The sequence below is a fragment of the Nonomuraea sp. NPDC049486 genome, assembly GCF_040676925.1.
Classification (GTDB): Bacteria; Actinomycetota; Actinomycetes; order Streptosporangiales; family Streptosporangiaceae; genus Nonomuraea; species Nonomuraea ferruginea.
Map to the genome: position 1 here is coordinate 64,194 of NZ_JBFAPV010000006.1, position 24,988 is coordinate 89,181.

The window sequence follows — 24,988 nt, forward strand, 5'->3', positions numbered from 1 at the left end:
CTCAGTTTCCCGTCGTCTCGCCCTTGTCCTGGCCCAGCTTGGCCAGTGACGCCCTGGCCGCCGCGGCCACGCGCTCCGCCGTCAGCCCGAACTGCTCGTACAACGTCCTGTACGGCGCGGAGGCGCCGAAGTGTTCGAGGCTCACGACCTCGCCGCACTCTCCGACGAACTCGTGCCAGCCGAGGGCGATGCCCGCCTCGACCGCGACCCGAGCCCGGATCGACGACGGCAGGACGGTCTGCCTGTATGCGGAGTCCTGCCCCTTGAACCACTCGACACACGGCATCGACACGACCCGTGCCGGAATGCCCTGCGACTCCAGCAGCTCGCGGCCGTGGATCGCGATCTCCACCTCGCTGCCCGTCGCGATCAGGATGACCTTGGGCTGGCCGTCGGAGGCCTCGCGCAGGACGTAGCCGCCGTGGGCCACGCCGTCGGCGCTGGTGCCCTCCAGGACCGGCAGGTTCTGCCGGGTCAGCGCGAGCGCCGCGGGCCGGTCGGTGTGCTCCAGCACCGCCTTCCAGGCCGCGGCCGTCTCGTTGGCGTCGGCCGGGCGCACCACGTCCAGGCCGGGGATGGCGCGCAGCGACCACAGGTGCTCGATCGGCTGGTGGGTCGGGCCGTCCTCGCCCAGGCCGATGGAGTCGTGCGTCCACACGTACACGACCGGCAGCTTCATCAGCGCGGCCAGCCGCACCGACGGGCGCATGTAGTCGGAGAACACCAGGAACGTGCCGCCGTAGGGGCGGGTGCCGCCGTGCAGCGCGATGCCGTTGAGAATGGCGCCCATGGCGTGCTCGCGGATGCCGAAGTGGAGCGTGCGGCCGTAGCGGTTGCCGGGGAACTCCTTGGTCTGGAACTCCTCGGGGATGAAGGACGGCTCGCCCTTCATCGTGGTGTTGTTGGACTCGGCCAGGTCGGCCGAGCCGCCCCACAGCTCGGGCAGCACCGGCGCGAGCGCGCTCAGCACCTCGCCGGAGGCCTTGCGGGTGGAGATCGAGCCGCCCACGTCGAACGACGGCAGCGCGCCCGCCCAGCCGGCGGGCAGCTCGCGGTGGGAGATGCGGTCGAGCTCCGCGGCCCGCTCCGGGTGGGCCGAGCGCCAGCGCCGGTAGCCGTGCTCCCACTCGGCGTGCTCGTGACGGCCGCGGGCGGCCACCTCGCGGGCGTGCTGGAGCACCTCGGCGGGCACGTCGAAGGTCTTGGCGGGGTCCATGCCGAGCACCTGCTTGGTGGCGGCGACCTCCTCGGCGCCGAGCGCCGAGCCGTGGATCTTGCCGGTGTTCTGCTTGTTGGGTGAGGGCCAGCCGATGATCGTGCGCAGCCGGACGAACGAGGGACGGTCGGTCTCGGCCTTGGCCGCCTCCAGCGCCTCGTGCAGCGCCTGCACGTCCTCGGCGTAGTCGCCGGACTGGGTCCAGTCGACGCTCAGGGTGTGCCAGCCGTACGCCTCGTAGCGCTTGACCACGTCCTCGGACTTGGCGATGAGGGTGTCGTCCTCGATGGAGATGCGGTTGTCGTCCCAGATGACGATGAGGTTGCCCAGCTTCTGGTGGCCGGCGAGCGAGCTGGCCTCGTGGCTGATGCCCTCCTCGATGTCGCCGTCGCTGACGACGCACCAGATGTGGTGGTCGAACGGCGACCGGCCCGGCTCGGCGTCCGGGTCGAACAGGCCGCGCTCGCGGCGGGCCGCCATCGCCATGCCCACGGCGTTGCCCAGGCCCTGGCCCAGCGGACCCGTCGTGGTCTCCACGCCGGCGGTGTGGCCGTGCTCCGGGTGACCGGGCGTGAGGCTGTCCCACTGGCGCAGCCGCCGCAGGTCGTCCAGCGTGAGCCCGTAGCCCGACAGGTAGAGCTGGATGTACAGCGTCAGGCTGGTGTGCCCGGCGGAGAGTACGAAGCGGTCGCGGCCGATCCAGTTGGGGTCGGTCGGGTCATGCCGCATCGCACGCTGGAAGAGCAGGTATGCGGCGGGAGCCAGACTCATCGCGGTGCCTGGGTGTCCCGAGCCCGCCTTCTCCACTGCGTCCATCGCCAGCGCTCGGACCACGTCGACAGCCTGCTTGTCGAGGTCGGTCCACTCAAGGGCTGGCACGAGTTCGGTGCTCAAGCTCGATCTCCGGAATCTATTCGTCTGCTGATGGTGCCTGTTGGCAAAATCCCGCCCACACGGGACCCTAACCGAGTGGAGACGGCCATCGATTCCCTATCCACCCGAGCGTGTCCGCGAACAGGCCCACGCACCCCCTTGGCCGGACCGCCCATCCCTGCGACTACAGTTTGCTTGTTCCCAGGGACGCCCCGGCTGCCCTCACGAATCCGCTTCAATCCGAGGTTACGCGTTGACTCCGCACGTGCTGGAAGCGCCTTGACGGTGCTGACGAACAGGCAGGCGAGCAGGCCGCACGACGCCCCCGGCCACCGGGAGACCACCCCGGCGCATCCCGCGCCGCGGTCGATCGGTGAGGTCGTCATGGCCTACGTAGCCCTCACCAAGCCGCGCGTCATCGAGCTGCTGCTGATCTCGACGCTGCCCGTGATGTTCCTGGCGGCCGGCGGCCTGCCGCCGCTGTGGACGGCGGTGTCGGTCATGGTGTTCGGCACGCTCTCGGCGGGCAGCGCCAACGCGCTCAACTGCTACATCGACCGCGACATCGACCAGAAGATGCGCCGCACCCGGCGCCGGCCGCTGGCCAGGCACCAGGTGTCGCCGCGGGCCGCGCTGGTCTTCGGCATCGTGCTGGGCGTGCTGTCCACCGCGGGGCTGTGGCTGACGACCAACTGGCTCGCGGCCGCGCTGTCGACCGCCGCGATCCTCTACTACGTGCTGGTCTACTCGCTGATCCTCAAGCGGCGCACCGCGCAGAACATCGTGTGGGGCGGCATCGCGGGCTGCATGCCGGTGCTGATCGGCTGGGCGGGCATCACCGAGCGGCTCGACTGGGCGCCGCTGGTGCTCTTCGGCGTGGTGTTCTTCTGGACACCGCCGCACACCTGGACCCTGGCCATGCGCTACAAGGAGGACTACGCGGCGGCCAAGGTCCCGATGCTGCCCGTGGTCGCCACCGAGCGCCGGGTGATCCTTGAGTCGATCGCCTACACCTGGGCGACCGTGCTGTGCTCGCTGGCCCTGTGGCCGGTCGCCGGCACCACGCTGTTCTACCCGGCGGTGGCCGCCGTGCTGGGGGCGCTGTGCCTGTGGGAGGTGCACGCCCTGCTGACCCGGCTCAACGCCGGCAAGACCGGGGTCGACCTGCGGCCGATGCGGTTCTTCCACTGGTCGAACGCCTACCTGGCGCTGCTGTTCCTGGCCGTCGCCATCGACCCGCTGCTGTCCTGATCCCTTGCCGCCTGTAACCGAATCGCAGGTAGGACATCACATTCCTGATCGGTTACAGTCACCGTATGCCGTCCCATGATCCACGCTGGGTGTTCAAGGACCGCCCGTCGTCAGCGTTGATCATCGGGCTGGTCCTCACCGGCATCTGCACGCTCGTGTCGTTCTCCTTCGACGTGCTCAACGGCGAGCCGGTGCAGTTCTTCATCGCGCTGGCCCTGGCTCTGGCGCCGGTGCCGCTGCTGCTGGCCGCCGTGCTCGCGCTCGACCGGATGGAGCCGGAGCCGCGCAGCAACCTGATCTTCGCCTTCGCCTGGGGGGCGGGCGTGGCCGTGCTGGTCGCGGGCGTGGTCAACTCGCTCAACCTGCACTACATCATGGACACCGTCAACCTGTCGGAGGCCAGCGCCCGCAACATCGCGGCCACCTTCGGCGCCCCCGTCGTCGAGGAGACGATGAAAGGGCTCGTCCTGCTCGGGATGCTGCGCTTCCGCAGGTTCGAGCTCGACGGGCTCACCGACGGCATCATCTACGCCAGCATGGTCGGGCTCGGCTTCGCCATGAGCGAGAACGTCAGCTACTACCTGGCCGCGCTCAACTCCGAGGCCGGCGGGGTGGGGCTGGCCGTCACCGTGGTGCTGCGCGGCATCCTGTCTCCGTTCGCGCATCCGCTGTTCACCTCGATGATCGGGGTGGCGGTCGCCTTCGCGGCGCAGCGGCACGGGCCGGAGCGGACCTTCTCCATCATGGCCGGCTGGTCGGGCGCGATGATCCTGCACGGCCTCTGGAACGGGCTCGTCTCGTACGGCGGCTTCCCCGGGCTGGTCGTCGCCTACCTGGTGCTGATGGTGGTGCTCGTGGTGCTGATCGGCGTCGTGGTCCGCGACCGGCGCCGCATCGTCGCGCTGATCCAGCTCTACCTGCCGCCGTACGAGCCGACCAAGCTGGTGACCAGGGACGACATCCACATGCTCTCGGCGCTGCCCCGGCGCAGGCACGCCCGCCAGTGGGCCCGCATGTACGGCGGCAGGAAAGGGCTGCGCGCGATGAGCGACTACCAACTCGCCGCGACCGAGCTGGGGCTGCTGCACGAGCGCGCCGCCCGGCGCATGGTGGACGAGCAGACCTTCCACGAGGAGCAGCGGGCCCTGCTGGAGTGCATGAGCACCGCCCGCGCCGAGTTCCCGGTGCCGCCCGCGCCCGCCGGCACGGCCGGTTACGCGCCCGGCTGAGCTCCGGGAGGGGCGGACGAATGCCGCGAAAGGCGCCTCGCGGCGGTGGGGGAGTGGCGGACTTCTCACCCCAAAGCCTGACAGACAGGCACGGGTCGCGGAGGGCGACCGGGTGGGGGAGTGGCCGGGGCCCGGTCAGGCGGGGGCGGCGGCCTCGGCGACGGGCCGGGCGGCGGGCTCGTCCAGCGGGTCGTGCGTGCGCAGCGCGGTGACCACCCGGAGCGCGCAGATCCACACCAGGGTCGAGCCGAGCACGTGCAGGGTCACCAGGGCGGCGGGCACGCCCAGGAAGTACTGGACGTAGCCGATCACGCCCTGCAGCAGCTCCACCGCCAGCAGCGTCCACGCCGCCCGTCGGGCCCGCAGGGGCGCGCCGGTCACGCGCAGCGCGAACGCCAGCGCGAACGTCAGTCCGACCACCAGGTAGGCGACGTCGGCGTGCAGCCGCGCCACGGTCTCGATGTCGAAGCCGAACCGCGAGGCCACCACGTCACCCGAGTGCGGCCCCGTACCCGTCACCACCACGCCCGCGACCACCAGCACGAACACCGCCGCCACCAGGACCTGCCCGAGCCGCCGGAGGTCGCGGTGGACCACCGGGCGGGCCGGCGCGTCACCCTCGCCGGCGCGCGCGTAGAGCGCCCAGCAGGCGGCGGTCAGGCCGATCGACAGCAGGAAGTGCATGCTCACCGTGATCGGGTTGAGCATGGTGCCGACCACCACGCCGCCCCACAGCGCCTGCGCGGCGATGCCCACCGGCTGCAGCCAGGCCAGCCGCACCAGCGACTCGCGCCGCGGCGACAGCCGCATCGCCGCGACGACGCAGGCCAGGCCCACCACCAGCACCAGGAACGTCACCAGCCGGTTGCCGAACTCGATGGCCATGTTGAGGGGGTCGACCTCGGGGTGCGCGACCGGGACGAAGCTGTCGGGGGTGCAGCGCGGCCAGGTCGGGCAGCCCAGGCCCGAGCCGGTGACGCGCACCACCGCGCCGCTCACGGTGATGCCGGCGTTGACCACCACGGAAGCCAGCGCCCAGCCCCGCATGGCCGCGGGTGTCGGCGCCCAGAAGGAGAACAGGCGCCGTACGAGGGGGGAGTGATGGTCCGTGGGTAGCTTCACGTCATCGATGGTACGGGCCCCATGGGCCGGTCCTTTCACCGCCTTTTCAACCTCCGGCGTATGTGACATATTACTGAAGGGAGGTGGGCGATGTCCGACGTCATCGTGGTCGGCGCGGGGGTCGTCGGAGCCGCGTGCGCCTACTACGCCGCCCGCGCCGGGCTCGACGTGACCGTCCTCGACCGCGGCCCCGTGGCCGGCGGCACCACCGGGGCGGGCGAGGGCAACGTGCTCGTCTCCGACAAGGAGCCAGGCCCCGAGCTGGAGCTCGCCCTGCTGTCCAGCCGCCTGTGGCGGGAGCTGGCCGCGACGGGCGGCGGCTTCGAGTACGAGCCCAAGGGCGGCCTGGTCGTCGCCGAGACGCCCGAGGTCCAGGAACGGCTGGTGGAACTGGCCGCCGAGCAGGACGTGCCGCACGAGGTCGTGCCCGCGGACGGGCTGCGCGCGCTGGAGCCCGAGCTGGCCGGCGGGCTGGCCGGCGGCGTCCACTACCCGCAGGACGCGCAGGTCCAGCCCATGCTGGCCGCCGCCCGGCTGCTCCGGCACGGCGCCGCCAGCTTCGGCCGCGGCGCGCTGAAGGTGCGGCTCGGCGTCACCGTCACCGGCTTCACCCGCTCCGGCGACCGCGTCACCGGCGTGCGCACCAGCGAGGGCGACATGCTGGCCGGGGCCGTGGTCAACGCCGCCGGCACCTGGGGCGGCGAGCTGGCCGCCCGCGCCGGGGTGACGCTGCCCGTCCTGCCCAGGCGCGGGTTCATCCTCGTCACCGAACCGCTGCCCCGGCCGCTCATCCGGCACAAGGTCTACACCGCCGCGTACGTCACCAACGTCGCCAGCGACTCCGCCGGGCTGGAGACCTCGGCCGTCGTCGAGGGCACCCCGGCGGGCACCGTGCTCATCGGGGCCAGCAGGGAGCGGGTCGGGTTCGACCGGACCACGTCGCTGCCGGTGCTGTCGCGGTTGGCCGCCCAGGCCGTCGCCCTGTTCCCGGCGCTGCGTGAGGTGCGCGCCATCCGGTCCTACTGCGGGTTCCGCCCGTACTGCCCCGACCACCTGCCCGTGATCGGCGCCGACCCGCGCGCGCCCGGGCTGCACCACGCCTGCGGCCACGAGGGCGCCGGCATCGGCCTGGCGCCCGCCACCGGCCACCTGCTCGCCCAGGTGCTCACCGGCCGCCGGCCCGACCTGGACCTGTGGCCGTTCCGTCCTGACCGCTTCCGCTCCGGGGAGGACCGTTGACCTTCGAGATCACCGTCGACGGGCGGCCCGTGCCGGCGCGGGCCGGCCAGACGATCGGCGCGGCCCTGCACGCGGCGGGCATCCGCGCCTGGCGCACCACCCGCGTGGGCGGCCGGCCGCGGGGTCTCTTCTGCGGGATCGGGGTCTGCTTCGACTGCCTGATCAGCGTCAACGGCGGGCCCGTGGAGCGCGCCTGCCTGGCCGAGGCCCGTCCGGGGGACGAGGTGACCACCTCATGACCGTCTACGATCTCGCCGTCGTCGGCGGCGGGCCCGCCGGGGTGGCGGGGGCGCTGACGGCGGCGCTGCGGGGGCTGCGGGTGGCGCTCGTCGACTCCGGGGTACGGCCCGGGGGCCAGTATTTCCGGCACCGGGACGTACCGGACGAGCCCGCGACCAAGGGCTTCGAGCGGTTCGCCCGCCAGGTGCGGGCGCTGGAGGACCGCGCCGACGTCATGACGCGACGGCAGGTGTGGGCCGTCACCCGTGAGGACGACGGGTTCACCGTCCACTGCCTGGGCGGGGCCGCCGTCCGGAGCCGTCGGCTGCTGATCGCCACCGGGGCGCACGACCGGCCGCTGCCGTTCCCCGGGTGGGACCTGCCCGGGGTGCTCACGGCGGGCGGGGCGCAGGCGCTGCTCAAAGGGCACGGAGTGGTGGCGGGCAGGCGGGTCGTGGTGGCGGGGACCGGGCCGTTCCTGCTGCCCGTCGCGGCGGGACTGGCCGCGGCGGGGGCCGAGGTTCCCGGCGTGTACGAGGCCAACGGCGGGCTCGGCCTGGCCCGGCACCCCCTGCTCGCCCTGGACAAGGCCGGCGAGGCCGCCGGATACCTGGCGGCGCTGGCCCGTCGCCGCGTCCCGTACCGGACCCGCCACGCGGTGGTGGCCGCCCACGGTGACCGGGAGCTGGAGGCCGTCACCGTCGCCCGCCTGGACCGCGACTGGAACGTGCTGTCGGCCCGCCGCGTCCCCTGCGACACGCTCGCCACCGGCTACGGGTTCGTCCCCCAGCTCGACCTCGGGATCCAGCTCGGCTGCGCCACCCGCCCGGACGCCGACGGCACCCCGGTGCTCTCCGTCGACGCCGCCCAGCGCACCACCGTCCCCGGCGTCTGGGCCGCGGGCGAGCCCACCGGCGTCGGCGGCCGCCACCTGGCCGAGCTCGAAGGCCGCGTCGCGGGCCTGTCCATCGCGGCAGCCCGCGAGACCGCCCCGGCGACACGCGCCGCCGGCGTGCCGGACGTCCTGCTGAGGAGACGGACGCGGATGCGCGCGTTCGCCGCCGCGCTGCTGGCCGCCTACCCCGTCAAGGACGGATGGCGCGGCTGGCTGCGGGACGACACGATCGTCTGCCGGTGCGAGGAGGTGCCGCTGGCCGGGATCCGCGAGGCGCGCGAGCTGGGGGCCACCGACGCGCGCTCCGCCAAGCTGCTGTCCCGGGCCGGCATGGGCTGGTGCCAGGGACGCGTCTGCGCCTACCCCGTCGCCTGCCTCGTCGGCGGCGGCCAGGCCGCGCCCCGCCGCCCCATCGCCCAGCCCGTCACCCTGGCCGCCCTCGCCGAACTCACCCTGGAGGAACCCCATGACTGAACGCACCCGCCCCTGGCACGGCATCATGGTCGCCACCACGCTCCCGCTGCACGACGACCTGTCCGTCGACTACGACGGCTACGCCGCGCACTGCCGCTGGCTGGTGGAGAGCGGCTGCGACGGCGTCGTCCCCAACGGCTCGCTCGGCGAGTACCAGACCCTCACCCCCGAGGAGCGCGCCAAGGTCCTGGAAACCGCCGTCGAGGCGGTCGGCGGCGACCGCGTGATGGCCGGCGTCGGCGCGTACGGCGCGGCCGAGTCGCGGCGGTGGGCCGAGAAGGCCGCCGAGCTGGGCTGCGGGTCGGTGCTGCTGCTGCCGCCGAACGCCTACCGGGCCGAGGAGCGGGCCGTCTTCGCGCACTATCGTGAGGTGGCCGGAGCCGGGGTGCCCGTCGTCGCGTACAACAACCCCTACGACACCAAGGTCGACCTGACCCCGGCGCTGCTGGCCAGGCTGCACGAGGAGGGGCTGATCGTGGCGGTCAAGGAGTTCACCGGCGACCCTCGGCGCGCCTACGAGCTGGCCGAGCTGGCCCCGGGCCTCGACCTGCTCATCGGCTCCGACGACGTGCTGCTGGAGCTGGCGCTGGCCGGGGCCAAGGGCTGGATCGCGGGCTACCCGAACGCGCTGCCCGTCTCCAACGTCGCCCTCTACCAGGCCGCCACGGCGCACGACCTGGCGACGGCGCTGCCGCTCTACAAGCAGCTGCACGCGCTGCTGCGCTGGGACTCCAAGACCGAGTTCGTCCAGGCCATCAAGCTCTCCATGGACCTCGCCGGCCGCCGCGGCGGCCCGTGCCGCCAGCCCCGGCAGCCGCTCACCGCCGAGCAGGAGGCGGCCGTCCGCGCTGTCACCGAGAAGGCGCTCGCGGAGGGCCTGCGATGAGGACCAGGCGGGTCTTCCACGCCGTCGACTCGCACACCGAGGGCATGCCGACCCGGGTCATCACCGGCGGCGTCGGGGTCGTCCCCGGCGCCACCATGGCCGAGCGGCGGGTCCACTTCCGCGACCACCTCGACCACGTGCGCAAGCTGCTGATGAACGAGCCGCGCGGCCACGCCGCCATGAGCGGCGCCATCCTGCAGCCGCCCACCCGGCCCGACGCCGACTGGGGCGTGCTGTTCATCGAGGTGTCCGGGCTGCTGCCGATGTGCGGCCACGGCACCATCGGCGTGGCCACCGTGCTCGTCGAGACCGGCATGGTCGAGGTCACCGAGCCCGTCACCACCGTCCGGCTGGAGGTCCCGGCCGGGCTGGTGGAGGTGGACGTGGCGGTCCAGGACGGCATGGCGATGTCCGTGACGCTGCGCAACGTCCCGTCCTACGCCGACCGGCTCGACGCCGTCGTGGAAGTCCCCGGGTACGGGGAGATCCGCTACGACCTGGCGTACGGCGGCAACTTCTACGCCATCGCCGACCTCGACGCGTACGGGCTGCCGTTCGACCGCAAGGCCGGCGGCGAGATCCTCGCCGCCGGGCTGGCCACCATGGAGGCGATCAACGCCGCCGCCGAGCCGGTGCACCCGGAGGACGACCGCATCCGCGGCTGCCACCACGTCTACTTCGCCGCCCCCGGCTCCGACGCCCGCCACTCGCGGCACGCCATGGCCATCCACCCCGGCTGGTTCGACCGCTCGCCGTGCGGCACCGGCACCAGCGCCCGGATGGCCCAGCTGCACGCCCGCGGCGAGCTGCCGATCGGCCGCGACTTCGTCAACGAGTCGTTCATCGGCACCCGGTTCGTGGGCAGGCTGCTGGAGGAGACCAGCGTCGGCGGCAGGACCGCCGTGGTGCCGTCCATCACCGGTCGCGCCTGGATCACCGGCACCGCCCAGTACTTCCTGGACCCGCGTGACCCCTTCCCGGAGGGCTTCGAGCTGTGACCATCCCCACGACCATCCCCACGACCGTCACCACGGTCGACTACCACACGGCCGGCGAGCCGTTCCGGATCGTCACCGGCGGCGTCCCCGACATCCCGGGCGCCACCGTGCTGGAACGCCGCGCCAACGCCGCGTCCGCCGCCGCGTCCGCCGACCACGTCCGCAGGCTGCTCTGCCACGAGCCGCGCGGCCACGCCGACATGTACGGCTGCTTCCTCGTACCGCCCGACGACCCCGGCGCGCACCTCGGCGTGCTGTTCTGGCACAAGGACGGCTACTCCACCGCGTGCGGCCACGGCACGATCGCGCTCGGCGTGCACGCCGTGCGCGAGGGCCTGGTCGAGGCCGCCCCCGACGGAGAGACGGACGTGGTCATCGACGTGCCCTCCGGCCGCGTCACGGCGCGGGTGCGCCGCGCCGGCGGCCGCGTCACCGCCGTCACCTTCGTCAACGTCCCCTCGTACGTGGTCGCGCGCGGCGTCGAGGCCGCCGGCGTGAAGGTCGACGTCGCGTACGGGGGAGCGATCTACGCCTCGGTGCCGGCCGCGGCCGTGGGGCTGAAGGTCGGGCCGGAGCACCTGACCGAGCTGATCGCCTGGGGACGGCGCATCAAGGCGGACCTGGCCGGGCACCCGGCGGCCCGCCACCCGGGCGACGACCGGCTGTCCGGCGTGTACGGGGTCATCTTCCACGAGGAGCTGGACGGGGAGCCCGGGTACGCGCGCCAGCGCAACGTGACGGTGTTCGCCGACGGGGAGGTCGACCGGTCGCCGTGCGGGTCGGGCACCGCCGCCCGGCTGGCGCTGCTGCACGAGGACGGGCTGCGCGACCCGCTCGTGCACGAGAGCGTCGTCGGCACGACGTTCCTGGGACGGGTGACCGGCGTGACCGATGCCGGGGTGATCCCCGAGATCGAGGGCATGGCCTACCGCACCGGGCGGCACTCCTTCGAGCTCGACCCCGACGATCCGCTCGGCACCGGGTTCACGCTGCGATGAGCGGGCTGCCCTACCTCGACGCGGCCGCCGTGGCGCGGCTGGTGCCCGCCGCGCGTGCCGTACAGCTGCTGGAGGACGCGCTGCGCGCCGGGCTCGACCCCGACGAGACGCCGCAGCGGCCCGTGGTCGAGCTGCCCGCCGGGCAGCTCCTGCTCATGCCCGCCGCCTTCGGGCGCTACGCCGGCGTGAAGGCGGCCACCGTCGCGCCCGGCAACGCCGCCCGCGGGCTGCCCCGCATCCAGGGCACCTACCTGCTGTACGACGGCGAGACCCTGACGCCGCTGGCCGCCATGGACGGCATCGCGCTCACCTCCCTGCGCACCCCGGCCGTCTCCGCGCTGGCGGTCCGCCACCTGGCCGCCCCCGGCGCGGGTGACCTGGTGGTGTTCGGCACCGGCCCGCAGGCGTGGGGCCACGTCCTGGCGTTCGGCGAGGTACGCCCGCTGCGCCGGGTGACCGTCGTGGGCCGCGACCCGGCGCGCGCGGAGGCCTTCGCGGCCCGCTGCGCGGCCCTCGGCCTGGAAACGGCCGCACTCACCGCCCGCCCGCAGGAGCCGGGCTCCCCGGCACGGGTGACGGACGAGGTGGCGGAGGCTGTCCGGGAGGCCGATCTCATCGCCTGCTGCACGACCGCCAGGGAGCCGCTGTTCCCCGGCGGGCTGGTCCGCGATGGCGCCACCGTCGTCGCCATCGGCTCGCACGAGCCGGACGCGCGGGAGCTCGACGGCGACCTGGTGGCCCGCTCCACGGTGGTCGTGGAGGCCAGGACCGCCGCGCTCGCCGAAGCCGGCGATGTCGTCATCCCGATCAGCCACGGTACGATCACCACCCACCATCTCGCCGGCGACCTCGCCGACCTGGTCGCCGGCCGGGTGGCCGCCGGGGCCGGGCCGCGCGTGTTCAAGGGCACCGGCATGGCATGGGAGGACCTGGTGGTCGCGGCCGCCGCGTACGAAGCCTGGCATGGTGAGACCTGAGCGAAGGGAAGGGCGATGGCTGCCGAGGACCGGCTCGACCTGCCGATGGTGGGCGAGCGGCAGAGCCTGCGCGAGCAGGTGGCGCAGGCGCTCAGGGCGGCGCTGATCACCGGCGAGATGCGGCCGGGGGTGGTCTACTCGGCGCCGGTGCTGGCGGCCCAGTTCGGCGTCTCCGCCACGCCGGTCCGCGAGGCCATGCTCGACCTGGCCAAGGCGGGCCTGGTGGAGGCCGTGCGCAACAAGGGCTTCCGGGTGACCGAGCTGTCCGAGCGCGACCTGGACGAGCTGACCGAGATCCGCGAGCTCATCGAGGTGCCGACGGTCGCCCGGATGGCCGACTCCGGCCGGGCCGCCGACTTCGAGCGGCTGCGCCCGGCCGCCGAGGAGATTCTCGCCGCCGCCCAGCGGGGCGACCTGCTCGCCTACGTCGACGCCGACCTGCGCTTCCACCTGGAGCTGCTCGGCCTGTCCGGCAACGGCCACCTGGTCGAGGTGGTCAAGGACCTGCGCACCCGCGCCCGCCTCTACGGCCTGTCACAGCTGTCGGAGCGCGGCATGCTGGCCGACTCCGCCAGGGAGCACCTGGCGCTGCTCGACGCGCTCAAGGGCGGCGACGAGCGAGCCGCCGAGCACATCATGAGCGAGCACATCCGGCACGTCAGGGGCATCTGGGCGGCCCGCGAGGGCTAGCGCCGCCGCACCGCCCTGGTGGTGCCGAGGCTGGCCGCGACGATGCACACCACGGCCACCCACTGCTGGACGTGCAGCACCTCGCTGAGCACCAGCACGCCGATCAGCGCGGCCGCGGCGGGCTCCAGGCTCATCAGGATGCCGAACACGTGCTTCGGCATCCGGCGCAGAGCGTTCAGCTCCAGCGAGTACGGGATCACCGACGACAGCAGCCCCACGCCCAGCCCGATCATCAGCAGCTCGGGCTGGAGCAGGTCGGCCCCGCCGGAGACGACCCCCACCGGCGCGACGACCACGGCCGAGACCACCATCGCGAACGCCAGCCCGGTCGTGCCGGGGAACCGGCTCCCGGCCGCCGCCGACAGCAGGATGTAGGCCGCCCAGCAGGCGCCCGCCGCCAGCGCGAACGCGATGCCCACCCAGCTCGCCGACGCCGACTCGCCCCAGGGCGCGAGCAGCACCACTCCGGTCCCGGCCAGCCCCACCCAGACCAGGTCGAGCCGCCGCCGGGAGGCGGCCACCGCCACGCCCAGCGGGCCGAGGAACTCGATGGCGACCGCGACCCCCATCGGCAGCCGCGCCAGGGCCTCGTAGAAGGTCAGGTTCATCAGCGCGAGCGTCACGCCGAACCCGATCCCCACGGCCCAGTCGCGCCACGCCATGCCCTTCAGCCTCGGCCGCGCCACCGCGCCGATGATCAGCGCGCCCATGGCGATGCGCAGGAACACCACCGCGCTCGGCGGCAGCGCCGTGAACAGCTGCTTGGCGAACCCGGCCCCGAGCTGCACCGAGAAGATCGCCAGCAGCACCAGCCCGGACGGCGGGATGGAGTCGGCGGCGGTGCGCAGCAGGTTCCCCGGCCGGGGCAGGCCGCGGTCGACCGGGTCGTCAAGGGTGAAGGCGGGCACGGAACTCCTCGTATCGGACACAACGCCCTGAAGCGTACCGACCTCGCCCGACATTCCTGTCAGAGGGTGTTTTACTGATCAATATCCCCTCAAACGGATGCAGGAGCACATGAGCGCCTCAGCCCCGCCCGTCACCCTCACCCGGCCGCCGGCCGCGCTCGCCGCCGCCTCGTTCGTCAGCAGTTTCGACCGCCTGGTCGTGACGCCGCTCCTGGTGCTGATCGCGGCCGAGCTGGAGGTCCCGCTGGCCACCGCGGTGGCCGTGGCCAGCGGCTACTACCTCGCCTACGGGGTGTCGCAGCCGGTCTGGGGGGTGCTGTCGGACCGGTTCGGGCGGGTGCGGGTGATGCGGCTGGCCCTGCTCGGCGCCGGGCTCGCGGGCCTGGCCTCGGCTGCCATGCCGGCGCTGCCCGCGCTCATCGTCGCCCGGGTCGCCGCGGGCGCCTGCTTCGGCGCGGTCATCCCCACGTCGCTGACGTACGTGGGGGACACGTTCCAGGTGTCGGTACGGCAGCGCGCCCTGTCCGACCTGATGGGCCTGATGGCGCTGGGCACCGCGCTGGCCACCGGGCTCGGCGGCGTGCTGGGCGACCTGGCCGGCTGGCGGGCGGCGTTCACCGTGCCCGCGGTGTGCGCGCTGGCCTGCGCCGTGGCGCTGCGGACGCTGCCCGAGCCGCCGCGCGCCGAGATCGGCGGCCTGGGCAGGCACGTCGGCGCGGTGCTGCGCCGCCCGTGGGCCCTGCTGGTGTTCGCGCTGGCGTTCGTCGAGGGCGCCGTGCTGCTCGGCATGCTGACGTTCCTGGCCACGGTCCTGCAGCACCAGGGCGTCTCCTCCGCCCTGGCCGGCCTGGCCGCGGCCGCCTACGGCCTGGGCGTCTACCTGTTCTCCCAGGTGGTCAAGCGGCTGGCGGGAGGCCGGCCGGTGTGGTCGCTCATCCTGATCGGCGGGGCCCAGATGTGCGCCGGGTACGCGATCGTGGCCGTGGAGGCGAACCTCGGCACGGTCGCGCTGACCGCGCTGCTGCTCGGGGGAGGCTGGTCGTTCATGCACTCGTCGTTGCAGACCTGGGCCACCTCGGTGGTGCCGCAGGCGCGCGGCACGACGGTCGCGTTCTTCGCGTCGTGCCTGTTCATGGGCAGCGCCGTCGCCTCGTGGGCGGCCGGTCCGCTGGCCGGGAGCGGATCGTACGGGCTGCTGTTCGGCCTGGCCGCGGCCGTCGCCGCGCCGCTCACGGTGGTCGCCGCGGTCAGCCGCCGCCGTTACGGCGCGCGCGCTCCCGAGGAGGACGCCGCGCCCCGCCCCGAATGATCACTCCCAGCGGAAGGTCCTGGCGGCCAGCACGAGGGAGACGACGGCCCACGCGGCCAGCACCGCCACCGCGGCCACCGGCAGCGCGCCGCCGCCGAGCACGGTGCGCAGGCCGCCTGTCAGCGCCGAGATCGGCAGCAGCTCCAGCACGGGCCGCACCGACTCGGGGAACTTCGCCAGCGGGAACACCACCCCGCCCGCCGCCAGCAGCAGCAGGTAGACCAGGTTGGCCGCGGCCAGCGTCGCCTCGGCCCGCAGCAGACCGGCCATGAGCAGCCCGAGCCCGCTGAAGGCGGCGGTGCCCAGCAGCACCAGCAGCGCGCAGCCCAGCACCGCGGCCACCGGCGAGCCCTGCGGGCTCCAGCCCAGCGACAGCGCCACCGCGACGAGCACCACCACCTGGACGGCCTCCACCGCGAGCACCGCCACCGTCTTGGCCAGCATCAGCCCGCCCCTGGACAGCGGGGTCGCGCCCAGTCGCTTCAGCACCCCGTAGCGCCGCTCGAACCCGGTCGCGATCGCCTGGCCGGTGAACGCGGTCGACATCACCGCCAGCGCCAGCACGCCCGGCGCCAGGAAGTCGACCCGGCTGCCGCCGCCCACGTCGATCAGCGGCGCCACCGAGAAGCCGACCAGCAGCAGCACCGGGATGATCATGGTGAGCAGGAGCTGCTCGCCGTTGCGCAGCATGCCGCGGATCTCGGCCCCCGCCTGCGCCAGCACCATCCGCGGGAACGGCGCCGCCCCCGGTGCGGGCGTGAAGTCGAGTGTGGGTGTCGTCACCGCAGCTCCCTGCCCGTCAGCTCCAGGAACACGTCTTCCAGCGTGCGCCGCTCGATGCGCAGGTCGTCGGCCGTCACGCCCTCCGCCGCGCACCACGCGGTCACGGTGGCCAGCAGCCCGGGGTCGACCTGCCCCTCGACGATGTAGTGGCCGGACGGCGACTCCTTGGCCGCGCTGCCGATCGGCAGCGCGTTGAGCAGCTCCTCCAGCGCCAGCCCCGGGCGGGCGCGGAACCGGAGCTGCCGCTCGGCCCCCGTCAGCGCGGCAGGGCTGCCCTCGGCCACCACCTGGCCCCTGTCGATGATCACCACGTGGTCGGCCAGCCGCTCCGCCTCGTCCATGTGATGGGTGGTCAGCACCACCGACACCCCGGCGGCGCGCAGCTCGCCCACCAGCTCCCAGCAGGCGTGCCGGGCCTGCGGGTCGAGCCCCGCCGTGGGCTCGTCGAGGAACACCAGCTCGGGCCTGCCGATGACGGCCGCGGCCAGCGACAGCCGCTGCTGCTGCCCGCCCGACAGGCGCCGGAACGGGGTCCGTACGTGATCGGAGAGGCCCAGCCTGGACAGCAGGGCGCCCGGATCCAGCGGCCGGGCGTGGAAGCGCGAGACCAGCCGGAGCCACTCGCCGCAGCGCGCGGCGGGCGGCACGCCGCCCGACTGCGGCATGACGCCGACCCGGGGGCGTAGCGCGGCCGAGTCGGGCGGCAGGCCCAGCACCCGCACCGTGCCGCCGTCGGCCGTGCGGAACCCCTCGCAGATCTCCACCGTCGAGGTCTTGCCCGCGCCGTTGGGGCCGAGGACGGCCGTCACCGCGCCGCGGGCGGCGCTCAGCGTGAGCCCGTCGATCGCGGCGGTGCTTCCGTACCGCTTCACGAGGTCGACGATCTCGACGGCTGGGGATGTCATGAGCACGAGTCTAGGGACCGCCGGGGGTGGTTCGCCGGTCAGCCCCGCGTCGGCTTGTCAGGGAGGTTTCACCTACGAACGATACGTTTACCGGAAATTTCCGGAAACCGGGAATGAGTATTACCAGAAAAGGGTTTAGTCCTCTCGGTTCATGTCCGCATCTCACATTTTGGCCCGCATGGAGAGGTAAACGCGCATGTCCGTGGCAGAAGCCGCGCAACCGGTCGTCCAGGAGAGCCGCCGCCGCGCGGGGCTCCTGCTCTTCATCCTCGGGGCGCTCTCCGCGATCGGGCCCCTGTCCATCGACATGTACCTGCCCGCGCTGCCGGCCATCACCGAGGAGATGCTCAGCGTCCCCGCCCAGGTCCAGCTCACGCTGACGGCCTGCCTCGTCGGCGTGTCCGTCGGTCAGGTGGTGGCCGGGCCGCTCAGCGACGTGCGCGGCCGGCGGGTGCCGCTGATCGTCGGCGTGGGCGGGTTCATGGTGGCGTCGCTCCTGTGCGCGTTCGCCCCGTCCGTGCCCGTGCTCATCGCGCTGCGGCTGGTGCAGGGCATGCTCGGCGGCGCGGCCCTGGTCATCGTGCGCGCCGTGGTGCGCGACCTGTACGACGGCGCCGCCATCGCCCGCATCTTCGCCAGCCTCATGCTGGTCAGCGGCCTGGCGCCGATCCTGGCGCCGATCGCCGGGGCACAGCTGCTGGAGTTCACCTCGTGGCGGGGCGTGTTCGTGGCGCTGAGCCTGGCCGGGCTCGTGCTGATGCTGGCCGTGCTGGCGGGGGTGCGCGAGACGCTCCCGGCCGACCAGCGGGAGAGCGGCGGGTTCAGGCACACCCTGCGCAGCTTCCGGCGCCTGCTGGGCGACCGGCCGTTCATGGGCTGCGCGCTGAGCGCCGGGCTCGCGTTCGGCGCCATGTTCGCCTACATCTCGGGCTCGCCGTTCGTCCTCCAGGACGTGTACGGGGCCTCGCCGCAGCAGTACTCGCTCATCTTCGGGCTCAACGCGTTCGGCCTGATCGCCATGTCGCAGGTCGGCGGGCGCCTGGCCGGGCGGGTGCCGCAGGTCCGGCTCATCCTCGCCGGTCTGGGCGTCGCCCTGGCCGGCGGGGCGCTCCTGCTGCTGGCCGTCGTCATCGGGCTCGGGCTGACCGGGGTCGTGGCCGGGCTGTTCGTCATCATGTGCGGCCAGGGCCTGATCCTGCCGGGCACCGGCGCGCTGGCCCTGGCCGGCCAGCCGCCGCAGGTGGCCGGAGCGGCCTCCGCGCTGCTCGGCGTGCTGCAGTTCGCGCTGGGCGCGGTCGCGGCTCCGTTCGTCGGGCTGTTCGGCGCGGACACGGCGCTGCCCATGGCCGTCGTCATGACCGGCCTGTTCGCCTGTTCCGCCGTGGTTTTCGCGATCATGGCCCCGAAGTCTGTTAGGTAAGCCTTACCTGAGTGAGAAATTGCATTGACCCGCTGCTCGGAACCGTTTGTGGACCGGGAAGGAATTAGGGCACACTGATGTTGTGAAAAACGTGCCCTTGATAGAGCCAGGCAGCGAGCGCAGCACCCGTGCGCGCGTCGCCCGGCTCATTCTGGAGCACGGGCCCATCGCCGCGTCGGCGCTGGGCGAGCGGCTCGGGCTCACGCCCGCGGCCGTCCGCCGCCACCTCGACGCGCTGCTCGCCGACGGGATGATCGAACCCCGTACGGTGCGGCCGCGCGGTCAGCGGGGGCGCGGGCGTCCGGCCAAGCTGTTCGCCATCACCGACGCGGGGCGCAGCGCCTTCGAGCACGCCTATGACGACCTGGCCGGGAGCGCGCTGCGTTTCCTGGCCGCGCGTCTGGGGGAGGAGGCGGTGGCCGACTTCGCCCGCACACAGGTCTCAGGCCTGCTGCGGCGGCTGGAGCCGGTCATGCGGCAGGTGCCACCCGACCAGCGCGTCCAGGTGCTGGCCCAGGCTCTGTCCGCGGAGGGCTACGCCGCCTCGGCCACCAAGGCCAAGTCGGGCGGCGACCAGCTCTGCCAGCACCACTGCCCGGTGGCCCACGCGGCCGCGGAGTTCCCGCAGCTGTGCGAGGCCGAGACGGAGGCGTTCGCGCAGCTGCTCGGCACCCCCGTGCAGCGGCTGGCCACGATCGCGCACGGCGACGGGGTCTGCACCACGCACGTGAGCCCCCAGACGCTGGGGGTCCCACATAGAGCAACTGCCGAGAAAAGCACTCGCGAGAAGAGCAAGGAGACCGGAGGGTGACTGTCACCGACCGCCCGGAGCTGGAAGGCCTCGGGAATTACAAGTTCGGCTGGGCCGACCCCGACGCCGCCGGCGCGGCGGCCAAGCGAGGCCTGTCCGAGGAGGTCGTACGCGACATCTCCACGCTGAAGAACGAGCCGGAATGGATGCTCGACCTTCGCCTGAAGGGCCTCCGCCTGTTCGACAGGAAGCCGCTGCCGACATGGGGCTCCGACCTCACCAGCATCGACTTCGACAACATCAAGTACTTCGTGCGTTCGACGGAGAAGCAGGCGACGTCCTGGGACGAGCTGCCCGCCGACATCAAGAACACCTACGACAAGCTCGGCATCCCCGAGGCGGAGAAGCAGCGCCTCATCGCCGGCGTCGCCGCCCAGTACGAATCCGAGGTCGTCTACCACAAGATCCGTGAGGACCTCGAGGAGAAGGGCGTCATCTTCGTCGACACCGACACGGGCCTGAAGGAGCACGAGGAGCTCTTCAAGGAGTACTTCGGCTCCGTCATCCCGGTCGGCGACAACAAGTTCGCCGCGCTCAACACCTCCGTGTGGTCCGGTGGCTCGTTCATCTACGTGCCGCCGAACGTCGAGGTCGAGATCCCGCTGCAGGCCTACTTCCGGATCAACACCGAGAACATGGGCCAGTTCGAGCGGACCCTGATCATCGTCGACGAGAACAGCTACGTCCACTACGTCGAGGGCTGCACCGCGCCGATCTACTCGTCCGACTCGCTCCACTCCGCGGTCGTCGAGATCATCGTGAAGAAGAACGCCCGCTGCCGTTACACGACCATCCAGAACTGGTCCAACAACGTCTACAACCTGGTCACCAAGCGCGCCGTCGCCTACGAGGGCGCGACCATGGAGTGGATCGACGGCAACATCGGCTCCAAGGTCACGATGAAGTACCCCGCCGTCTACCTCATGGGCGAGCACGCCAAGGGCGAGACCCTGAGCGTCGCGTTCGCGGGCGAGGGCCAGCACCAGGACGCCGGGTCCAAGATGGTCCACCTCGCCCCGCACACCAGCTCCACCGTCATCTCCAAGTCGGTGGCGCGCGGCGGCGGACGCACCTCCTACCGCGGTCTCGTGCAGATCGAGGAGGGCGCCCACGGCAGCGCCAGCACCGTCAAGTGCGACGCCCTGCTCGTCGACCAGATCAGCCGCTCCGACACCTACCCGTACGTCGACGTCCGCGAGGACGACGTCTCGATGGGCCACGAGGCCACGGTCTCCAAGGTCAGCGAGGACCAGCTGTTCTACCTCATGAGCCGCGGGCTCGACGAGGACGAGGCGATGGCGATGATCGTGCGCGGCTTCGTCGAGCCGATCGCGCGCGAGCTGCCCATGGAGTACGCGCTCGAGCTCAACCGGCTGATCGAGCTGCAGATGGAAGGAGCCGTCGGCTGATGGGCCTGAACGAGAAGCCCCTGTCGACCCTGCACGAGAAGGCGTCGTACGACCTGGCCGACTTCGAGGTGCCGGCCGGGCGCGAGGAGGCGTGGCGCTTCACCCCGCTCTCGCGCCTGAAGGGCCTGCACGACGGCAAGGCCGTCGCGGAGGGCCACGTCAAGGTCGACGTGGACGCCGCGCCCGAGGTCACCGTCGAGACCGTGGGTCGCGACGACCCGCGGCTCGGCAAGGTCTACGTGCCCGCCGACCGGGTCAGCGCGCAGGCGTTCAACGCCTTCGAGAAGGCGACCGTGCTCACGGTGGCGCGCGAGGCCGTCACGTCCAAGCCGACCGTCGTCACGCTCACCGGCGCCGGCGACGGCGCCGCGTACGGTCACCTGCTGGTCCAGGTCGAGCCGATGGCCGAGGCCGTGATCGTGCTCGACCACCAGGGCAGCGCGGTCTACGCCGACAACGTGGAGTTCGCCGTCGGCGACGGCGCCACGCTGCGCGTGGTCAGCCTGCAGGACTGGCAGGACGACGCCGTCCACGTCAGCCACCACCACGCCAGGCTCGGCAGGGACGCCACCTTCCGCAGCTTCGTGGTGACGCTCGGCGGCGACCTGGTCCGGCTGTCGCCCAGCGTGTCCTACGACGGGCCCGGCGGCGACGCCGACCTGACCGGCGTCTACTTCGTCGACGCCGGTCAGCACCTGGAGCACCGCCTCCTGGTCGACCACTCGCAGCCCAACTGCAAGAGCAACGTCGACTACCGCGGCGCACTCCAGGGCGAGGACGCGCACGCCGTCTGGATCGGCGACGTGATCATCCGGGTCGCGGCCGAGGGCACCGACACCTACGAGCTCAACCGCAACCTCATCCTCACCGACGGCGCCCGCGCCGACTCGGTGCCCAACCTGGAGATCCTCACCGGCGAGGTGGCCGGCGCGGGGCACGCCTCCACGTCCGGCCGGCTCGACGACGAGCACCTGTTCTACCTCCAGGCTCGGGGCATCCCGTACGACGAGGCGCGCCGCCTGGTCATCAGGGGCTTCCTCGGCCAGCTCGTCGAGAAGATCCAGATCCAGGAGATCCGCGACCGCGTCATGGCGGCGCTGGAGGCGGAGCTCGCCCGATGAGTTTCGAGAAGGTCTGCCAGATCGGCGACATCCCCGACGGTGGCGTCATCGCCGTCGAGCTCGGCGAGACGCCGGTGGCGCTGGTGCGCAAGGGCGGCGACGTGTTCGCCCTGCACGATGTCTGCTCCCACGCCGAGGTGCGGCTCAGCGAGGGTGACGTCTACGACGGCACGCTCGAGTGCTGGCTGCACGGCTCGTGCTTCGACATCCGCACCGGCAAGCCCACCGGCCCGCCCGCCACCAAGCCCGTGAACGTCTACACAGTCAAGATCGACGGCGACGACGTGCTCGTCTCGCTCTCGAAGGAGTCCTAAGCAATGTCCACCCTTGAGATCCGTGACCTGCAGGTCGCCGTCGAGGACAAGGAAATCCTGCGCGGCGTCAACCTGACCGTGAAGTCGGGCGAGACCCACGCCATCATGGGCCCCAACGGCTCCGGCAAGTCCACGCTCGCCTACGCGATCGCCGGTCATCCCAAGTACACGATCACCGGCGGTCAGGTGCTGCTCGACGGCGTCGACCTGCTGGAGCTGTCGGTCGACGAGCGGGCCCGCGCGGGCCTGTTCCTGGCCATGCAGTATCCCGTCGAGGTCCCCGGCGTGTCGGTGTCCAACTTCCTGCGCTCGGCCGTCACCTCCGTCCGCGGCGAGGCGCCCAAGCTGCGCCAGTTCGCCAAGGACCTGAAGAACGGCATGGACGCGCTCGCCATCGACGGCTCCTTCGCCCAGCGCAACCTCAACGAGGGCTTCTCCGGCGGCGAGAAGAAGCGCCACGAGATCCTCCAGCTGGAGCTGCTCAAGCCGAAGATCGCGGTGCTCGACGAGACCGACTCCGGGCTCGACGTCGACGCGCTGCGCGTGGTGTCGGAGGGCATCAACCGCTTCCGCGAGTCCGGCGAGACCGGCGTCCTGCTGATCACGCACTACACTCGCATCCTGCGCTATGTGAAGCCCGACTTCGTGCACGTCTTCGCCAACGGCAAGATCGTCGAGGAGGGCGGGCCGGAGCTGGCGGACAAGCTCGAGTCCGAGGGCTACGAGCAGTACACGAAGGCATCTGCATGACTCAGACCAGCTTTGACGTGGAGAGGATCAGGAAGGACTTCCCGGTTCTCTCCCGCGAGCTGCCCGGCGGGCGCCCGCTCGTCTATCTCGACTCGGGCAACTCTTCCCAGAAGCCCACACAGGTCATCGAGACCATGCGCGAGCACCTGGCGCTGCACTACAGCAACGTGGGGCGTGCCATGCACGCCCTGGGCGCCGAGTCCACCGAGGCCTACGAGAGCGCCCGCGACAAGATCGCCGCTTTCGTCGGCGCTCCCTCGCGTGACGAGGTCGTCTTCACCAAGAACGCCTCCGAGGCGCTCAACCTGGTCGCCTACTCCTTCGGCAACCCGGCCAACACCGACGACCGCTTCAGGCTCGGCCCCGGTGACGAGATCGTCATCTCCGAGATGGAGCACCACTCCAACATCGTGCCGTGGCAGCTGCTCGCGCAGCGCACCGGCGCGACGCTGAGGTGGTTCGGCGTCACCGACGAGGGCCGGCTCGACCTGTCCGGGCTCGACGACCTGGTCACCGAGCGGACGAAGATCATTTCGATCGCTCACCAGTCGAACGTCCTCGGCACCGTCAACCCGGTCGGCGACGTGCTGGCCCGCGCCCGGCAGGCCGGCGCGCTGGTGATGCTCGACGCCTCCCAGTCGGTGCCCCACCACCCGGTGGACGTGGCCGCGCTGGGCGTCGACTTCGTCGCCTTCACGGGCCACAAGATGGTCGGCCCCTCCGGCATCGGCGTGCTGTGGGGCCGGGGCGAGCTGCTCGAGGCCATGCCCCCGTTCCTGGGCGGCGGGGAGATGATCGAGGCGGTCTGGATGGACCGCTCGACCTACGCCCCCATCCCGCACAAGTTCGAGGCCGGCACGCCGCCGATCGTCGAGGCCATCGGCCTCGGCGCGGCCGTCGACTACCTCAGCGGGGTCGGCATGGCGGCCGTCGAGGCCCACGAGCGCGAGCTCGCCGCGTACGGCCTCGACGCGCTGCGCGAGCTGCCGGGGCTGCGGCTGATCGGCCCCGACTCGCTGGAGATGCGCGGCGGCACGCTCGCGTTCACGCTGGACGGCATACACCCGCACGACGTGGGGCAGATCCTCGACGACGCGTTCGGCGTCGCGGTGCGCGTCGGCCACCACTGCGCGCGCCCGCTGCACCTGCGGTTCGGAATACCGGCGACCACGCGGGCGTCGTTCTATCTGTACAACACCACGGGCGAGATCGACGCCCTGGTGCGCGGCCTCCACCACGTCCAGAAAGTGTTCGCATAGCGATGATCGGCGAGTCGATGTACCAGGAGCTGATCCTGGAGCACTACAAGCACCCGCAGGGGCGGGGGCTGCGCGAGCCGTACGACGCCGAGGTTCACCACGTGAACCCGACGTGCGGCGACGAGATCACGCTGCGGGTCAGGGTGGGCGAGGCCGGCAAGATCGAAGACGTCTCCTACGACGGTCAGGGCTGCTCCATCAGCCAGGCCGCGGCCTCGGTGCTGCACGAGCTGACGACCGGCTCGACCGTACGGGAGACCCTGTCCGTGGTGGACGAGTTCACCCGCCTCATGCAGGGCAGGGGGCAGGTGGAGCCCGACGAGGACGTGCTCGGCGACGCGGTGGCGTTCGCCGGGGTGGCCAAATTCCCCGCGCGCGTCAAGTGCGCGCTGCTGTCATGGATGGCCTACAAGGACGCTGTGGTGAGGAGTGCTGCACAATGAGCAAGCCTGTCGAGACCCCGACCGGCTTCGACGGTGACGCGACCGTCGAGGAATTGATGGAGGCGCTCAAGGACGTCGTCGACCCCGAGCTCGGCATCAACGTCGTCGACCTCGGCCTGATCTACGGCCTCAACCTCGACCCGGGCCAGGACGGCAAGCCCGTCGCCACCATCGACATGACCCTGACCAGCGCGGCCTGCCCGCTGACCGACGTCATCGAGGACCAGGCGCACTCCGCGCTCGACGGCATGGTCTCCGATGTGAAGATCAACTGGGTCTGGCTGCCGCCGTGGGGCCCTGACAAGATCACCGACGAGGGCCGCGACCAGCTTCGTATGCTAGGCTTCAACGTCTGATCTTTTCTGCTGGAGGCTGGCGCCTCGGCGCCGGCCGCTTCAGCATGCCGGAGGTCCCCGGAAAGTCCGGAGATCCTCCTCGGGAATAAGCGTGATCTCTCCCGTGTTGGCACCCAAGGACACCTGACGCCTC

The 24,988-nt window shown here is 72.2% G+C and carries 25 protein-coding genes; 20 read left to right on the forward strand and 5 right to left on the reverse strand.

The window, feature by feature from the left end; all coding sequences use genetic code 11:
• Nucleotide 1: 1 nt before the first annotated feature.
• Nucleotides 2-2,032 (reverse strand): transketolase, encoded by a 2,031-nt coding sequence (gene tkt, locus AB0K05_RS19100; RefSeq protein WP_261808859.1) that lies wholly within the window; start codon nucleotides 2,030-2,032, stop codon nucleotides 2-4.
• A gap of 336 nt (nucleotides 2,033-2,368) precedes the next feature.
• On the opposite strand from tkt, the gene AB0K05_RS19105 reads away from it, so the two are divergent.
• The gene (locus tag AB0K05_RS19105) at nucleotides 2,369-3,340 is read left to right on the forward strand and encodes a heme o synthase (protein WP_246640638.1); all 972 of its coding nucleotides are present in this window, start codon (nucleotides 2,369-2,371) and stop codon (nucleotides 3,338-3,340) included.
• Between the two features lie 65 nt (nucleotides 3,341-3,405).
• Entirely contained in the window at nucleotides 3,406-4,569 is a 1,164-nt protein-coding gene (locus tag AB0K05_RS19110) for a PrsW family intramembrane metalloprotease (RefSeq protein ID WP_148031283.1), read from the forward strand.
• Between the two features lie 135 nt (nucleotides 4,570-4,704).
• On the opposite strand, the gene AB0K05_RS19115 is transcribed toward AB0K05_RS19110, so the two are convergent.
• Nucleotides 4,705-5,691 (reverse strand): COX15/CtaA family protein, encoded by a 987-nt coding sequence (locus AB0K05_RS19115; RefSeq protein ID WP_271275599.1) that lies wholly within the window; start codon nucleotides 5,689-5,691, stop codon nucleotides 4,705-4,707.
• A gap of 90 nt (nucleotides 5,692-5,781) precedes the next feature.
• Here AB0K05_RS19115 and AB0K05_RS19120 point away from each other — a divergent pair, with 90 nt between their 5' ends.
• The 8 genes from AB0K05_RS19120 to AB0K05_RS19155 are packed head-to-tail and all read left to right on the forward strand — an operon-like array spanning nucleotide 5,782 to nucleotide 13,067.
• Nucleotides 5,782-6,930 carry an FAD-binding oxidoreductase gene (locus tag AB0K05_RS19120; RefSeq protein WP_271275600.1) on the forward strand — a complete coding sequence of 383 codons (1,149 nt, stop codon included), beginning with the start codon at nucleotides 5,782-5,784 and terminating at the stop codon, nucleotides 6,928-6,930.
• Nucleotides 6,927-7,169 carry a (2Fe-2S)-binding protein gene (locus AB0K05_RS19125; protein ID WP_271275601.1) on the forward strand — a complete coding sequence of 81 codons (243 nt, stop codon included), beginning with the start codon at nucleotides 6,927-6,929 and terminating at the stop codon, nucleotides 7,167-7,169. Before AB0K05_RS19120 ends, AB0K05_RS19125 begins: the two co-directional genes overlap by 4 nt.
• Nucleotides 7,166-8,518, forward strand: a complete 1,353-nt coding sequence (locus tag AB0K05_RS19130; protein WP_271275602.1) for an FAD-dependent oxidoreductase — start codon at nucleotides 7,166-7,168, stop codon at nucleotides 8,516-8,518. The genes AB0K05_RS19125 and AB0K05_RS19130 overlap by 4 nt, the downstream gene beginning before the upstream one ends.
• A complete protein-coding gene (locus AB0K05_RS19135) occupies nucleotides 8,511-9,404 on the forward strand; it encodes a dihydrodipicolinate synthase family protein (protein WP_364230500.1) in 894 nt (297 codons plus the stop codon). Before AB0K05_RS19130 ends, AB0K05_RS19135 begins: the two co-directional genes overlap by 8 nt.
• Nucleotides 9,401-10,402, forward strand: coding sequence for a proline racemase family protein (locus AB0K05_RS19140; protein ID WP_219547680.1), 1,002 nt, complete (start codon nucleotides 9,401-9,403; stop codon nucleotides 10,400-10,402). The genes AB0K05_RS19135 and AB0K05_RS19140 overlap by 4 nt, the downstream gene beginning before the upstream one ends.
• Complete coding sequence (locus AB0K05_RS19145; RefSeq protein ID WP_364230504.1) at nucleotides 10,399-11,400, forward strand: proline racemase family protein; 1,002 nt, start codon at nucleotides 10,399-10,401, stop codon at nucleotides 11,398-11,400. The genes AB0K05_RS19140 and AB0K05_RS19145 overlap by 4 nt, the downstream gene beginning before the upstream one ends.
• Nucleotides 11,397-12,377, forward strand: a complete 981-nt coding sequence (locus AB0K05_RS19150) for an ornithine cyclodeaminase family protein (protein ID WP_364230507.1) — start codon at nucleotides 11,397-11,399, stop codon at nucleotides 12,375-12,377. Before AB0K05_RS19145 ends, AB0K05_RS19150 begins: the two co-directional genes overlap by 4 nt.
• A gap of 15 nt (nucleotides 12,378-12,392) precedes the next feature.
• Nucleotides 12,393-13,067, forward strand: coding sequence for a GntR family transcriptional regulator (locus tag AB0K05_RS19155; RefSeq protein WP_271275607.1), 675 nt, complete (start codon nucleotides 12,393-12,395; stop codon nucleotides 13,065-13,067).
• Here the strand turns inward: AB0K05_RS19155 and AB0K05_RS19160 are convergent.
• Nucleotides 13,064-13,975: an EamA family transporter gene (locus tag AB0K05_RS19160; protein WP_271275608.1), complete on the reverse strand. Its 912-nt coding sequence runs from the start codon at nucleotides 13,973-13,975 to the stop codon at nucleotides 13,064-13,066. The two genes, AB0K05_RS19155 and AB0K05_RS19160, sit on opposite strands and share 4 nt — an antisense overlap.
• 109 nt (nucleotides 13,976-14,084) lie before the next feature.
• Here AB0K05_RS19160 and AB0K05_RS19165 point away from each other — a divergent pair, with 109 nt between their 5' ends.
• Nucleotides 14,085-15,284, forward strand: a complete 1,200-nt coding sequence (locus AB0K05_RS19165) for an MFS transporter (RefSeq protein ID WP_222708920.1) — start codon at nucleotides 14,085-14,087, stop codon at nucleotides 15,282-15,284.
• Here the strand turns inward: AB0K05_RS19165 and AB0K05_RS19170 are convergent, their stop codons facing one another.
• Both AB0K05_RS19170 and AB0K05_RS19175 read right to left on the reverse strand, forming a co-directional pair.
• Nucleotides 15,285-16,010, reverse strand: coding sequence for an ABC transporter permease (locus tag AB0K05_RS19170; protein ID WP_148034523.1), 726 nt, complete (start codon nucleotides 16,008-16,010; stop codon nucleotides 15,285-15,287). It lies immediately after the preceding gene.
• A 53-nt stretch (nucleotides 16,011-16,063) separates the two neighbouring features.
• Nucleotides 16,064-16,972, reverse strand: a complete 909-nt coding sequence (locus AB0K05_RS19175) for an ABC transporter ATP-binding protein (protein WP_271275609.1) — start codon at nucleotides 16,970-16,972, stop codon at nucleotides 16,064-16,066.
• A gap of 196 nt (nucleotides 16,973-17,168) precedes the next feature.
• Here AB0K05_RS19175 and AB0K05_RS19180 point away from each other — a divergent pair, with 196 nt between their 5' ends.
• The 9 genes from AB0K05_RS19180 (at nucleotide 17,169) to AB0K05_RS19220 (ending at nucleotide 24,855) form a co-directional block, all read left to right on the forward strand.
• Nucleotides 17,169-18,392, forward strand: a complete 1,224-nt coding sequence (locus tag AB0K05_RS19180) for a multidrug effflux MFS transporter (protein WP_271275610.1) — start codon at nucleotides 17,169-17,171, stop codon at nucleotides 18,390-18,392.
• A 91-nt stretch (nucleotides 18,393-18,483) separates the two neighbouring features.
• On the forward strand, nucleotides 18,484-19,203 hold the full coding sequence (locus tag AB0K05_RS19185; RefSeq protein ID WP_148031296.1) for a metalloregulator ArsR/SmtB family transcription factor: 720 nt from the start codon (nucleotides 18,484-18,486) through the stop codon (nucleotides 19,201-19,203).
• On the forward strand, nucleotides 19,200-20,612 hold the full coding sequence (sufB, locus tag AB0K05_RS19190) for a Fe-S cluster assembly protein SufB (protein ID WP_148031297.1): 1,413 nt from the start codon (nucleotides 19,200-19,202) through the stop codon (nucleotides 20,610-20,612). Before AB0K05_RS19185 ends, sufB begins: the two co-directional genes overlap by 4 nt.
• Nucleotides 20,612-21,733, forward strand: coding sequence for a Fe-S cluster assembly protein SufD (sufD, locus tag AB0K05_RS19195; protein WP_148031298.1), 1,122 nt, complete (start codon nucleotides 20,612-20,614; stop codon nucleotides 21,731-21,733). The genes sufB and sufD overlap by 1 nt, the downstream gene beginning before the upstream one ends.
• Nucleotides 21,730-22,047 carry a non-heme iron oxygenase ferredoxin subunit gene (locus AB0K05_RS19200; RefSeq protein ID WP_148031299.1) on the forward strand — a complete coding sequence of 106 codons (318 nt, stop codon included), beginning with the start codon at nucleotides 21,730-21,732 and terminating at the stop codon, nucleotides 22,045-22,047. The genes sufD and AB0K05_RS19200 overlap by 4 nt, the downstream gene beginning before the upstream one ends.
• Before the next feature lie 3 nt (nucleotides 22,048-22,050).
• A complete protein-coding gene (gene sufC / locus AB0K05_RS19205; RefSeq protein WP_148031300.1) occupies nucleotides 22,051-22,797 on the forward strand; it encodes a Fe-S cluster assembly ATPase SufC in 747 nt (248 codons plus the stop codon).
• The gene (locus AB0K05_RS19210) at nucleotides 22,794-24,056 is read left to right on the forward strand and encodes a cysteine desulfurase (protein ID WP_271275611.1); all 1,263 of its coding nucleotides are present in this window, start codon (nucleotides 22,794-22,796) and stop codon (nucleotides 24,054-24,056) included. Before sufC ends, AB0K05_RS19210 begins: the two co-directional genes overlap by 4 nt.
• A 2-nt stretch (nucleotides 24,057-24,058) precedes the next feature.
• Complete coding sequence (sufU, locus tag AB0K05_RS19215; RefSeq protein WP_148031302.1) at nucleotides 24,059-24,499, forward strand: Fe-S cluster assembly sulfur transfer protein SufU; 441 nt, start codon at nucleotides 24,059-24,061, stop codon at nucleotides 24,497-24,499.
• Nucleotides 24,496-24,855 (forward strand): metal-sulfur cluster assembly factor, encoded by a 360-nt coding sequence (locus AB0K05_RS19220; protein ID WP_148031303.1) that lies wholly within the window; start codon nucleotides 24,496-24,498, stop codon nucleotides 24,853-24,855. The genes sufU and AB0K05_RS19220 overlap by 4 nt, the downstream gene beginning before the upstream one ends.
• The last annotated feature ends 133 nt before the right edge of the window (nucleotides 24,856-24,988 follow it).

Excerpts from the sequence above, each read along its gene's own strand:
- tkt (WP_261808859.1), bottom strand. The coding sequence starts at position 2,032 with ATGGACGCAGTGGAGAAGGCGGGCTCGGGACACCCAGGCACCGCGATG.
- AB0K05_RS19110 (WP_148031283.1), top strand. The coding sequence starts at position 3,406 with ATGCCGTCCCATGATCCACGCTGGGTGTTCAAGGACCGCCCGTCGTCA.
- AB0K05_RS19120 (WP_271275600.1), top strand. The coding sequence starts at position 5,782 with ATGTCCGACGTCATCGTGGTCGGCGCGGGGGTCGTCGGAGCCGCGTGC.
- AB0K05_RS19130 (WP_271275602.1), top strand. The coding sequence starts at position 7,166 with ATGACCGTCTACGATCTCGCCGTCGTCGGCGGCGGGCCCGCCGGGGTG.
- AB0K05_RS19135 (WP_364230500.1), top strand. The coding sequence starts at position 8,511 with ATGACTGAACGCACCCGCCCCTGGCACGGCATCATGGTCGCCACCACG.
- AB0K05_RS19140 (WP_219547680.1), top strand. The coding sequence starts at position 9,401 with ATGAGGACCAGGCGGGTCTTCCACGCCGTCGACTCGCACACCGAGGGC.
- AB0K05_RS19150 (WP_364230507.1), top strand. The coding sequence starts at position 11,397 with ATGAGCGGGCTGCCCTACCTCGACGCGGCCGCCGTGGCGCGGCTGGTG.
- AB0K05_RS19155 (WP_271275607.1), top strand. The coding sequence starts at position 12,393 with ATGGCTGCCGAGGACCGGCTCGACCTGCCGATGGTGGGCGAGCGGCAG.
- AB0K05_RS19165 (WP_222708920.1), top strand. The coding sequence starts at position 14,085 with ATGAGCGCCTCAGCCCCGCCCGTCACCCTCACCCGGCCGCCGGCCGCG.
- AB0K05_RS19170 (WP_148034523.1), bottom strand. The coding sequence starts at position 16,010 with ATGGTGCTGGCGCAGGCGGGGGCCGAGATCCGCGGCATGCTGCGCAAC.
- AB0K05_RS19175 (WP_271275609.1), bottom strand. The coding sequence starts at position 16,972 with ATGACATCCCCAGCCGTCGAGATCGTCGACCTCGTGAAGCGGTACGGA.
- AB0K05_RS19180 (WP_271275610.1), top strand. The coding sequence starts at position 17,169 with ATGTCCGTGGCAGAAGCCGCGCAACCGGTCGTCCAGGAGAGCCGCCGC.
- sufD (WP_148031298.1), top strand. The coding sequence starts at position 20,612 with ATGGGCCTGAACGAGAAGCCCCTGTCGACCCTGCACGAGAAGGCGTCG.
- AB0K05_RS19200 (WP_148031299.1), top strand. The coding sequence starts at position 21,730 with ATGAGTTTCGAGAAGGTCTGCCAGATCGGCGACATCCCCGACGGTGGC.
- sufC (WP_148031300.1), top strand. The coding sequence starts at position 22,051 with ATGTCCACCCTTGAGATCCGTGACCTGCAGGTCGCCGTCGAGGACAAG.
- AB0K05_RS19210 (WP_271275611.1), top strand. The coding sequence starts at position 22,794 with ATGACTCAGACCAGCTTTGACGTGGAGAGGATCAGGAAGGACTTCCCG.
- sufU (WP_148031302.1), top strand. The coding sequence starts at position 24,059 with ATGATCGGCGAGTCGATGTACCAGGAGCTGATCCTGGAGCACTACAAG.
- AB0K05_RS19220 (WP_148031303.1), top strand. The coding sequence starts at position 24,496 with ATGAGCAAGCCTGTCGAGACCCCGACCGGCTTCGACGGTGACGCGACC.